We start from the raw sequence: 10979 nt of genomic DNA, 5'->3' as shown, positions 1-10979 counted from the left end.
ACGATGACACATACACAAAACGCCGCCTTCCTCCGGGATAGGCGGCGTTTTGCGTTCAAAACACCCCCAAAACAGCCAGGCAATCACCCACGCCCCACCGCATCCCGCAACACACACCGCGCAGACACGCAACGCTGATTTTGGCTTCAGAACCGCAACGCCATGCCGACCCGACGAGTCCGATCGAGCCCGCTCTCGATCTCGGCGTCGAGGATCTTCCGGAGACGTTCGGGTAGGTGGTCGCCTTCCAGAACCCGGAAGCCAAAGGTCGCATAGAAGGGGGCATTGAAGGGCGCGAACCGATCCGTCGTCAGTGTCGCGCCGTCCAGCATCCGCGCACGTGCTTCGTCGAGCAAGGTCGTCAGAAGCCTCCGGCCCAGCCCTCTTCGCTGAAACCCAGGTAGCACGTCCATCTCTCCGACGTGCAGAAAGCGGCCGGCGACGTAGCCGCCGCAGAATCCGACCGTAGCGCCGGTGGGACCGCAGGCCACATAGAGAAGGGCGTGATCGAGATAGTCCTGCAATTGGGCGGTGGTGCTCGACGATGGCGTGCCGTCGATTGCGCCGGCCTTCTGCAGGGTCGCAAAAGAGGCGATCTCCACCTTCTGGATTGAGTCGAAGTCGTCCGATCTTGCTGGCCTGAGGAGCATCCGTCCCTCGATTAGTCGTCTCGGAGACCAGCACGGAGCATCGCACGTGCAGATCTTCGCCGGCCCGTACAGTGTAATAGATTTCCCCTGTCGCGATGTGAAGGTGAACGAGCCGCCGCGTTGCCCGGACTTCCCCTCGACGTCTGCTCCGATGGGCGGCGGTGACCGGCTCCCCGTGCGGTCGACGCGTCATTTTGCAGCGGTTCATGCCGCTCAGGCTAGTGTCGCCCCGGTTCCGACTCGATCCCTGATCAGATTGGGCGTGAACCGATGCGCCTGCGCCGTTGCCCGATAACGGTCGCCTGCGAGTCTGGTCCAACTGAGGAGACAGTTCATGCTATTTGCCCTTCGCCCTGTCGTCGGCATCCTCGGAGCCGGTGTGCTCGCCGTCGCAGTGGGCGCGATGTCGAGCCCAGCCGCTTTCGCCGAAGCCAACAAGGCCGCGCCTGCCGCGACGACCGCGACCGAGCCGGCCATGAAAGAGGTGACGCTCTCAGAGAGCCAGATCAAGGGCGTCCTGGCCGCCCACAAGGACATCGACGCCGTCGCTGCCAAGCTGCCGGACGATCAGGACACCAAGCCGGATCCCAAGATCCTCGCCCAGCTCGACGAGGCTGCCAAGAAGCACGGCTTCGCCTCCTACGGCGAATACAGCGACGTGGTCGAAGCGATCGGTATGGTGATGGCCGGCGTCGACCCCAAGACCAAGACCTATGTGGGGCCGGCCGCAGCGCTGAAGGATCAGATCGCCGCAGTCGAAGCCGACACCAAGATGTCGGCCGACGACAAGAAGCAGGCGCTGGCCGACCTCAACGAGGTGCTGAAAAACCCCGGACCGTCAGTGACCAACAAGACCAACATCGAGCTGGTCACCAAGAACTACGATGCGCTGTCTGACGCGCTCGACGACGAAGAATAAAATCTGTGCTGGGCGGCCGTGGCGATCGGCGCCGCGGTCGTCACACGGGCCGAGGGTGCGCTTGGCATTCGACTGCGGTCGGCTCGGCTCCGACGGGATTTGCGCGGCCGCGTTGCGCGCCGCAGCGCCGCCGCGCTATAAGCCCATCGTCAAATGACCCCCGACCCGTCGCGATCGAACCGCCGCGTCATGAAAATCCTGCTGGCGGTTTTCCAACTTGAGAAGCAAAGCGGTAAGGAACGCGATTGCATCGCGATCGCGCGCCATCTTGCCGGTCGCGGGCACGACGTCACCCTCATCACCACGATTCCATCGTCCGAACCGCTCGACCGCATCACGACCGTCAAGGTTCGCGCCCGCGGCCTGACCAATCATCGTCGGGCACGAAATTTCGCCCGGGCTGTCCGCGAGCACCGCCGCGCGCATCAGCCGGATGCGCTGCTGTCGTTCGAACTGGTGCCCGGCGCCGACTTTCACTACGTCGCCGACGATGCGGCGATCCTGCGCGACCGGCTGTGGGCATGGCCGCCGCGGCAGCGGATCCGGCTGGCGCTGGAGCGCGGCGTGTTCGCTGCGGCCTCCCGCACCGAGCTGTGGTTCCTGACCCAGGACCAGCACGACGCCTATCACATCGCCTACGATTTCGACCCGACTCGCGCCCATGTGCTGCCGGCCGATCCGAAAAAGCTGCTTGCAACGGCTCGAGCAGTACGTCCCGGCGGCTTGAAATCGGGTGGCCCGCCGAGCGCGGCGGGCGTAGTCTCGGTGCCATGATGCCGATGGGCCACCACAGTCATCTCCTGTTCGACACAGCGATCGGCCGCTGCGGCATCGTCTGGGGGGCGCGCGGGATCGTCGCTGTGCAGTTGCCGCAGCCGTCCGAAGCGCAGACTTGGGCCCGTATCGCCCAGCGTCACCCCGACAGCGCGGAAGCGCTGCCGCCGGCGGACGTGCAGCGCGCGATCGATGGCATCGTCGCGCTACTTGAAGGTAGAGCGATCGATTTTGCCGATGTTGCGCTGGATCTTGACGGCAGCTCGGCGTTTCAGCGCCGGGTCTACGACATCGCCCGCGGCATTCCGGCCGGCAAGACTCTGACCTATGGCGACATCGCCAAGCAGCTCGGCGGCGTCGAGCTGTCGCGCGAGGTCGGGCAGGCTCTGGGGCGCAATCCGTGCCCGATCATCGTGCCGTGCCATCGCGTGCTCGCCGCCGGGGACAAGCCCGGCGGCTTCTCGGCCAATGGCGGCGTCGCCACCAAGCTGAAGCTGCTGGCGATCGAGGGGGCGGCGGTCAACTACACGCCGAGCCTGTTCGACTAATCTCGATCAGTCGGAGGCTCAGGCCGCCGGCGGCACCGACACCTTCACCGACTCGCGCTGCGACATCCGCTGGTAGAACGCGTCGAGATTGGGATTTGCCGCACGCCAACCGCAGTCGGCGAAGCGGAAGTCGGCGTAGCCCAGCACGCAAACCAGCGCGATCTGCGCGATCGTCAGCGGTCCGTTCAGCATCGCGGTGTCGCGGTCGAACCGCGCCATGCCGGCCCAGGCGCGGGCCCAGTGATCGTCGTACCAGCCCTGCCAGAACAATTCCTTCGGCCGCACCAGCTTCTCGTAACGGCACAGCAGCATCGAATCCAGCATGCCCTGCAGCAGCGAGTGATCGCTCTTCACCCGCCAGCGCTCCGCGCCGGAGGCCGGGATCAGTCTGCCTCCGCCGGCGAACTCGTCGAGATATTCGGCGATCACATAGGAGTCGACGATCACCTGGCCATTGTCGAGGATCAGCGCCGGCAGCTTCTTCAGCGGGTTGACCTCGCGCATGTACTGCTCGTTGGCTTGCGCCGGGATCACGGTCGCGGTCACGAACTCGATTTGGTCGATCAGTCCGAGTTCGATCGCCGCGATCCGCACCTTGCGGGCGAACGGCGAGGCTTGGGAGAAAGAGAGTTTCATCTGATGCTCCTGAGAGGAACGGCTTGGTCGCGAGCCTGGTCAATCCATCTTCTGTCATTCCGGGGCGCGAACGCAGTGGGCGAGCCCGGAATCCATAACCACCGCGGGGAGTATGGAGTCCGGGTCTGCGCCCAAAAGCGCGCATCCCGGAATGACGAACGAGAGGCGTGTATGAGAGGTTCACGCCGCCACGATGGTCTGCTTCTGCTCGCCGAGGCCGTCGATGCCGAGGCTGACGACGTCGCCGACGTCGAGGAACTGCGGCGGCTTCTTGCCCATGCCGACGCCTGGCGGCGTGCCTGTGGTGATGATGTCACCGGGCATCAGCGTCATCAGCTCCGACAGATACGACACGATCTTGGGCACGTTGAAGATCATGGTCGCGGTCGAGCCGGTCTGGCAGCGCTGGCCGTTGACGTCGAGCCACATCCCCAGCTTGTGCACGTCGGCGATCTCGTCCTTGGTGACGACCCAGGGGCCGAGCGGGCCGAAGGTGTCGTGCGACTTGCCCTTGGTCCATTGCCCCAATCGCTCGAGCTGGAAGTGACGCTCGGAGACGTCGTTGCAGACTGCGTAGCCGGCGACGTAGTTGAGCGCGTCGGCTTCGCCGACATATTTGGCGCGGGTGCCGATGATCACCGCCAGTTCGACTTCCCAATCGAGCCTGGTCGAGCCGCGAGGTTTCTCGACATCGTCGTTCGGTCCGCACAGCGAGTTGTTGGCCTTCATGAACACGATCGGCTCGGCCGGAATCGGCATGTTGGCCTCGGCGGCGTGGTCGGCGTAGTTGAGCCCGATCGCGATGAACTTCGGCGCGCCGCCGACCGGCGAGCCGAGCCGCGGCTTGCCCTGCACCGTGGGCAGGCCGGCGACATCGAGTGCAGCCAGCCTTGCGAGGCTCGCGGGTGAAAACGCGTCGCCCGCGAGGTCGGCGATCTGTCCGGACAGATCGCGAAGCTGGCCGTCTTTGTCGATCAAGCCGGGCTTCTCGTGGCCGATAGCGCCGTAACGAACGAGCTTCATCCCGCGTATCCTCCGCAGTTTTGCTGGCTGTCCAATTGATGGATCAGGCGTCGGTTGAATTCAACGGATGCCGGCGCGGGCACGTCATGCAAGGCGTTGCGATCGCCTGTCATGGCAGCGCCACAAGGCGGAAGGCGTCGCCGTGGCGAACGATCCGGCCGGGGCCGAAATGCCCGCCGAACAGCAAGGCGGGTGTTTCGGCGAAGCGTGAGAACAATTGCCGCCGGGTCTCGATCGATTGCAGCGGGTCGGTGTCGAAGCTGGACGACCATTCCAGCCGCTCCATCTGGCAGGGATGGTGTGCGACGTCACCCGACAGCACCGCCTCTTCGCCTTCGGAGCGAATGTGCAGTGCGACGTGCCCTGGACTGTGGCCGGGCGTCGGGATCAGGGAGATTTCATCACTGATCTGCGCGTCGCTGTCGACCAGATCGACGACGCCGGCGTCGATCACCGGTTGCACCGAGTCAGCGAACACTGCGGCGTGGGCGGCGTCGGTCGAATGCGTCTTCCAGTACTCGTACTCGGTGCGGCCGAACAGATAACGCGCGATGGGAAAGGTCGGCACCCATCGGCTGTCGACCAGTCTGGTGTTCCAGCCGACGTGATCGACGTGCAGATGGGTGCAGATCACCGTGTCGATGCTGTCCGCCGGATAGCCGGCATTCGCCAAGTCCTGCAGAAACGGTTTGTCCAGGCCGTTCCAATGCGGCACGCCGCGGCCCTGTTTGTCGTTGCCGAGACCGGTATCGACCACGATGCGCTGGGTCGGCGTTTCGACCACCCAACTGTGGATCGACATCGTCAACCGGCCTTCGGCGCTGGCGAACTGCGGTATCAGCCACGGCATGGCCTGGATTTCCTGAGGGACGGCTTGCGGCAGGATGAACCGGGTGCCTCCGGTCATTTCCATTTCGACGATTTTTGTGATTTTGACCTTGCCGATGGTCCAGACCATCCCACGTTTCTCCCGGGCTCTTCGTATTTTGCCCGAACATGCGTGTTTTGCGCTTGAGGCGCAATGGATCATCTCGCGCTGCGGTGCGTTAGCGCGTGCGATGCCGACACCCGCACCACGACGGAGGAAGGACGATGCCCGAGCTCGCGATTTCGACCGACAAGGTCGCGTTTCTGATCGAGAAGGCGCGTGAATTCGACGTCAAGGAAGGCGACGGCGATGCCGATTCCGGATCGAACGGCGCCGACGACAACATGGTGGACGTGCTCGAAGACACCGGCGACGACCCGGTCGTTCAGGAGATCGCCGGCTTCATCAGCGCAATGACCGAGGAAGAGCAGATCGACCTGGTGGCCTTGATGCGGCTGGGCCGCGGCGACGGCAGCATCGAGGAATGGGACGATCTCCGCCGCGAAGCCGCCGAGGGGCGCAACGGACGCACCGCGCGCTATCTGCTCGGCGAGCCGCTGCTCGGCGATTACCTGGCCGAAGGGCTGGATCAGTTCGGCCTGTCCTGGAACGACGAGCGCACCACCCCGGTGGTTTGAGCGCGATACCGCAATCATCCGGGGCTGCGTTCCCGTAGCATTCCGAGGGACGCCGATTTACCAGCGATTTCAGCGCTGTGCGGTCTATTCTGCGGGGCACTTTGATCGGCACGAAGGAATGCCGGTCGACCCGTGGAGGCGACCATGAAGCCGGAGGCTGGTTTCGATTCCCGCGACCTGCTGCGCAAGCTCGGTCACGGCCACGCGATCACCAAATTCGTCAAGAATCAGACGATCTTCGCACAGGGCGATAAAGCCGACAGTGTGTATTTGCTGCTGCAGGGGCGTATCAAAGTCGTCGTGCTGTCGGTGCAGGGCAAAGAAGCGGCAACCGGCATGGTGGCGCCAGGTCAGTTCTTCGGCGAGGGGTGTCTGGTCGGCGAACCGATCCGCAGTGCCACCACGATCGCCATGCAGAACTGTGTGGTGGCGATCATCGCCGGCGCGCGGCTGATCGAGACATTGCGGGCGCAACCGGATTTCGCCGAATTGTTCGTCCGGCATCTGTTGCTACGCAACCGTCGCATCGAAGAGGATCTGCTCGACCAACTGCTCAATTGCAGCGAGAAGCGGCTGGCGCGTCTGCTGCTGCGCCTCGCCGAATTCGACGGGGGAGGTCAAACGCAGCCGATCGCGACGCACATCAGCCAGGAAACGCTGGCTGAGATGATCGGCACCACCCGCTCTCGGGTCAGCTACTTCATGAACAAGTTCCGCAAGCTCGGCCTGATCAGCTACGATCGCACCATTGAGGTGGATCACGTCCGGCTCGCTGCCGTGCTGCACGATCGGGCAGAGGCGCGAAGCTAGCTTTCCCCTGCTAGACGTCCCGTGCTGGAGAATTTTGCACCGCAACGCCGCGATGCTGTTCTGCGGAATGATGCGCCTGCTGCAAGCATTGTGTGCGCCGTCTGCCACACGGAATACGCGGTCCCGACAAGTCTCCGATCGAACGAAACGCCGAACTCGACAGGCGATTCCGTCGAACGTCTGTACGCGAGCGGCGCGAAGTGGTTGAAAGGCGAGCGCTGGATCGCTGACGCCGAATGCCTTTTCAGCGGCGTCAGTGCGTCCCTTCGCTCCTCGCAACGACGCGCACTTGTTCGAGTTCGATAACCAAGAAACGTGGAGACCGAAATGCCCGACTTCATCACTCTTCCTGCCCTGGTTCGTGGCACCGCGCAGGCGCGGCCGGAGCGGATCGCGGTGATCGACGGGGAACGGCAATTGCGCTACGCGGAATTCGATGCGCTGATCGATCGCATCGCCGCGACCTTCCAGCGCGACGGTTTGAAGCCGACCGACACCATCTCGATCTGCGCGCTGTCCTCGATCGAATACGCGGCGACCTTCCTCGGCGCTCTGCGCGCCGGCATCGCGGTGGCGCCGCTGGCGCCGTCGTCGACCGCCAAGGACTTCTCCGCGATGGTGCGGGACTCCGCCGCCAAGATCCTGTTCACCGACGACTTCGCCGCCAATGCGATGAAGGACGCCGAGATCGATGCCGCGGTGAAGCGCGTGGCGTTCGACGACGGCACCAGCGGCGAAGCGTTCACGCGCTGGCTGGCGCCGGAAGGTAGCAAGCCCGCGCCGGTGACGATCGATCCGGAATGGGTGTTCAACATCATCTACTCGTCGGGCACCACCGGTACGCCGAAGGGCATCGTCCACAGCCATCAGATGCGCTGGGCGCAATACGGCAAGCTCGATCCGATCGGTTACGGCCCCGACGCGGTGACGCTGCTGTCGACGCCGCTCTATTCCAACACGACGCTGGTGTGTTTCAATCCGACGCTCGCCGGCGGTGGCACTGTGGTGCTGATGAAGAAGTTCGACGCCCGCGGCTTCCTGGAATTGGCGCAGAAGCATCGGGTCACCCACGCGATGCTGGTGCCGGTGCAGTATCGCCGGATCATGGCGCTGCCGGAGTTCGGTCAGTTCGACCTGTCGTCCTTCCAGATGAAGTTCTGCACCTCCGCGCCGTTTGCGCCGGAATTGAAGGCCGACATCCTCAAGCGCTGGCCCGGCGGTCTGACCGAGTACTACGGCATGACCGAGGGCGGCGGCTCGTGCACGCTGCTCGCCCACGAATTCCCGAACAAGCTGCACACCGTCGGCCAGCCGCGGCCCGGTCATGAAATCCGGATGATCGACGAGGACGGCAACTTCCTGCCCGATGGCGAGGTCGGCGAAATAGTCGGTCGCTCCGACACCATCATGAAGGGCTATCTCAATCAGCCGCAGAAGACCGCCGAAGTGTTCTGGACCGACAAGGACGGCAACCTCTGGGTGCGCAGCGGCGACGTCGGTCGGTTCGATGCCGACGGCTTCATCACCCTGATGGACCGCAAGAAGGACATGATCATCTCGGGCGGCTTCAACATCTACCCGAGCGACATCGAGGCCGTGGCCGCCAAGCACCCCGACGTGCTCGAGGTCGCGGTCGTCGGCATGCCGTCGGAAGAGTGGGGCGAGACCCCGGTTGCGTTCGTGGCGGCGCGGCCCGGCCGCACCATCGACCCGGCGGAGCTGAAGACCTGGACCAACGGTCAGGTCGGCAAGACCCAGCGCCTTGCCGAGGTCGTGCTGGTCGAGTCGCTGCCGCGCAGCGCGATCGGCAAAGTGCTGAAGCGCGAACTCCGCGACCAGCGCCTCGGCATGAAGGCGTCGTAGACCAAGCAAACGCTCAGCCTCGCCGACGTCATTCCGGGGCGCTCACGAAGTGAGCGAACCCGGAATCCCGAGGTTGTTGTCACGGCGAGATTCCGGGTTCGCGCTTCGCGCGCCCCGGAATGACAAGGGGAGCGCCCTGCGCTTGAGCGAGCGCTCCTCCCTCAATAATGCGGCGGACGCTCGTTGGCCGGAGCGCCGGCGCTGCTCTCGGCCTGGTCGAGCCGTTCGCTGAGGGCGGCGAGCTGCCGGGTCAGCGCGTCGATCTGCTTCCACTGGGCGGTGACGGTCTGGTTCAGCGCCTCGATCGTCTCGTCCTGATACGCCAGGCGCACTTCCAGCGCCTCGACGCGGTCGTTCAGATCGTTCTCGCCGGCCATCGCCCGCTCCATTTCGGCTCGGTCTGCCCGCTCACGGCCGCCAAGACGCAGGTTGTCGCCGGCCCGGATGCGGAAGCGCGGCTGTGGGCGTTGTGTAACAGCGCCGGTGCCGGCAGGAAACCGGCCCTCCTGGGGAGAGCGCGGTCGTCCGCGATGGTCTCGGTGAGGATTGCTCGCGCCCCGCGGAATATGCCAACTAGGCCGGCGCCGGAGCGCGGCGTAACCAACCCAACGAGCTTGTGCCTATGAGGAATTTCCATCTCGCCGGCCGGTCCACCGTGCACGCCCGCAACGGCATGGTCGCGACCTCGCACCCGCAGGCGGCGCTGGCCGCGATCGAGATCCTGAAGGCCGGCGGCACCGCCGCCGACGCCGCGATTGCCGCGTCCGCCCTGCTGGCGGTGATCGAGCCGCAATCCACCGGCATCGGCGGCGATTGCTTCGCGCTGATCCAGCCCAAGGGCACCGGCAAGATCACCGCCTATAACGGTTCGGGCCGGGCCCCCGCAGCCGCCAAGGCCGAGTGGTTTTTGGAAAACGGCATCGACGCGATCCCGCTGACCAGCCCGCATTCGGTGACGATCCCCGGTGCAATCGACGCCTGGGCGACGATCCTGCGCGATCACGGCCGGTTCGGTCTGGACAAGGTGCTGCAGCCGGCGATCAAGGCGGCGGCGGAAGGCTACGTGGTGGCGCCGCGGATCGCGTTCGACTGGGCTAACGGCTTCACCAAGCTGAAGAAGGGCGCCAACACCGAGCGCTATCTGCTGCCGCACGGCGAAGCCGCCAAGACCGGCGACGTCATTACCCAGCCGGAGCTCGCCAACACGCTGAAGCTGATCGCCGACAAGGGGCCGGACGGCTTCTACAAGGGCGCGGTCGCCGAAGACATGGTCGAGACGCTGCGCGGGCTCGGCGGTCTGCACACGCTGGAAGACTTCGCCGAGCACGCCACCGAAACGACGTCGCCGATAGGCACGATCTACAAGGGGCTCGACGTCTGGCAGTGCCCGCCGAACGGTCCGGGCATCACCATGCTGGTGATGTTGAACATTCTCAGCCGGTTCGATCTCACCAAGTTCGGCCCGCTCAGCGTCGAACGCTTCCACCTGGAAGCCGAGGCGACCCGTATCGCCTACATGATCCGCGAACAGCACATCGGCGACCCCCAGCATGTCGATGTGGACGTGCTGCGTATTCTGGCGAAGGAATTCGCCGAGGAGCATTACAGCCAGATCGCGCTCGACAAGCTGCTCGATCTGCCGGTGGTGTCGCCGCCGATGAATCCGTCGACCGTGTACATCACCGTGGTTGATGCGGAGCGCAACGTCTGCTCGTTCATCAACTCGATCGCGCATTCGTTCGGCTCCGCGATCGTGTCGAACAAGACCGGCGTGCTGCTGCAGAATCGCGGTGCCGGTTTCCGCATCCAGCCCGGCCACCCGAACTGCATCGCGCCGAAGAAGCGCCCGCTGCACACTATCATTCCGGCCCTCGCCACCGAGAACGGTCGGGCCCGAATGTCGTGGGGCGTGATGGGCGGTCAGTATCAGCCGGTCGGTCAGGTTCATGTGCTGACCAACGTGCTCGACTACGGCCTCGATATGCAGGAAGCGATCGATCTGCCGCGTGGCCTGCACTACGAGGATATCTATCAGCTCGAGGATGGCGTGCCGGCCGAGACCGTCGCGGGCCTCAAGGCGCTTGGTCACAAGGTCGTGCCGATCGGCACCCCCCATGGCGGCGGTCAGGGCATCTGGATCGATTGGGACAAGGGCACGCTGACCGGCGGATCGGATCCGCGCAAGGACGGCTGTGCGCTCGGTTACTAAGAGCGGCGGCGGCGGGACTGCCCAGACATGCGAAGACCGGC

12 protein-coding genes are annotated in these 10979 nt (G+C 64.7%); 7 read left to right on the top strand and 5 right to left on the bottom strand.

The annotated features are described in order from the left end of the window. Nucleotides 1-146: 146 nt before the first annotated feature. On the bottom strand, nucleotides 147-650 hold the full coding sequence (locus DU475_RS11780; protein WP_164632270.1) for a GNAT family N-acetyltransferase: 504 nt from the start codon (nucleotides 648-650) through the stop codon (nucleotides 147-149). A 334-nt stretch (nucleotides 651-984) separates the two neighbouring features. Here DU475_RS11780 and DU475_RS11775 point away from each other — a divergent pair, with 334 nt between their 5' ends. The 3 genes from DU475_RS11775 (at nucleotide 985) to DU475_RS11765 (ending at nucleotide 2891) form a co-directional block, all read left to right on the top strand. Further along, a complete protein-coding gene (locus DU475_RS11775) occupies nucleotides 985-1569 on the top strand; it encodes a hypothetical protein (protein WP_013504292.1) in 585 nt (194 codons plus the stop codon). A gap of 189 nt (nucleotides 1570-1758) precedes the next feature. After that, nucleotides 1759-2343 carry a glycosyltransferase family protein gene (locus DU475_RS11770; protein WP_246700308.1) on the top strand — a complete coding sequence of 195 codons (585 nt, stop codon included), beginning with the start codon at nucleotides 1759-1761 and terminating at the stop codon, nucleotides 2341-2343. Continuing rightward, nucleotides 2340-2891, top strand: coding sequence for a methylated-DNA--[protein]-cysteine S-methyltransferase (locus DU475_RS11765; protein WP_164632269.1), 552 nt, complete (start codon nucleotides 2340-2342; stop codon nucleotides 2889-2891). Before DU475_RS11770 ends, DU475_RS11765 begins: the two co-directional genes overlap by 4 nt. A gap of 18 nt (nucleotides 2892-2909) precedes the next feature. Here the strand turns inward: DU475_RS11765 and DU475_RS11760 are convergent, their stop codons facing one another. The 3 genes from DU475_RS11760 to DU475_RS11750 form a co-directional block, all read right to left on the bottom strand. Next, nucleotides 2910-3527 (bottom strand): glutathione S-transferase family protein, encoded by a 618-nt coding sequence (locus tag DU475_RS11760; RefSeq protein ID WP_164632268.1) that lies wholly within the window; start codon nucleotides 3525-3527, stop codon nucleotides 2910-2912. Nucleotides 3528-3707: 180 nt separating this feature from the next. Continuing rightward, complete coding sequence (locus DU475_RS11755) at nucleotides 3708-4550, bottom strand: fumarylacetoacetate hydrolase family protein (RefSeq protein WP_164632267.1); 843 nt, start codon at nucleotides 4548-4550, stop codon at nucleotides 3708-3710. 109 nt (nucleotides 4551-4659) lie between these two features. After that, nucleotides 4660-5508 (bottom strand): MBL fold metallo-hydrolase, encoded by an 849-nt coding sequence (locus tag DU475_RS11750; protein WP_164632266.1) that lies wholly within the window; start codon nucleotides 5506-5508, stop codon nucleotides 4660-4662. Between the two features lie 134 nt (nucleotides 5509-5642). On the opposite strand from DU475_RS11750, the gene DU475_RS11745 reads away from it, so the two are divergent. From DU475_RS11745 to DU475_RS11735, 3 genes are all read left to right on the top strand, one after another. After that, nucleotides 5643-6056 carry a DUF3775 domain-containing protein gene (locus DU475_RS11745; RefSeq protein ID WP_164632265.1) on the top strand — a complete coding sequence of 138 codons (414 nt, stop codon included), beginning with the start codon at nucleotides 5643-5645 and terminating at the stop codon, nucleotides 6054-6056. A 144-nt stretch (nucleotides 6057-6200) separates the two neighbouring features. Next, the gene (locus DU475_RS11740) at nucleotides 6201-6866 is read left to right on the top strand and encodes a Crp/Fnr family transcriptional regulator (RefSeq protein WP_047307973.1); all 666 of its coding nucleotides are present in this window, start codon (nucleotides 6201-6203) and stop codon (nucleotides 6864-6866) included. A 327-nt stretch (nucleotides 6867-7193) separates the two neighbouring features. Next, the gene (locus tag DU475_RS11735; RefSeq protein WP_164632264.1) at nucleotides 7194-8729 is read left to right on the top strand and encodes a class I adenylate-forming enzyme family protein; all 1536 of its coding nucleotides are present in this window, start codon (nucleotides 7194-7196) and stop codon (nucleotides 8727-8729) included. Nucleotides 8730-8890: 161 nt separating this feature from the next. Here the strand turns inward: DU475_RS11735 and DU475_RS11730 are convergent, their stop codons facing one another. Then, on the bottom strand, nucleotides 8891-9106 hold the full coding sequence (locus DU475_RS11730) for a SlyX family protein (protein ID WP_011159954.1): 216 nt from the start codon (nucleotides 9104-9106) through the stop codon (nucleotides 8891-8893). Between the two features lie 245 nt (nucleotides 9107-9351). Between DU475_RS11730 and ggt the strand changes: the two genes are divergently transcribed. Beyond that, nucleotides 9352-10938 carry a gamma-glutamyltransferase gene (gene ggt, locus DU475_RS11725; protein WP_164632263.1) on the top strand — a complete coding sequence of 529 codons (1587 nt, stop codon included), beginning with the start codon at nucleotides 9352-9354 and terminating at the stop codon, nucleotides 10936-10938. Nucleotides 10939-10979: the final 41 nt, after the last annotated feature.

Source organism: Rhodopseudomonas sp. WA056 (assembly GCF_010906995.1).
GTDB classification, from domain to species: Bacteria; Pseudomonadota; Alphaproteobacteria; order Rhizobiales; family Xanthobacteraceae; genus Rhodopseudomonas; species Rhodopseudomonas palustris_G.
Note: the sequence above shows the minus strand (reverse complement) of the source record. Positions and strands in the feature narration are given on the sequence as shown.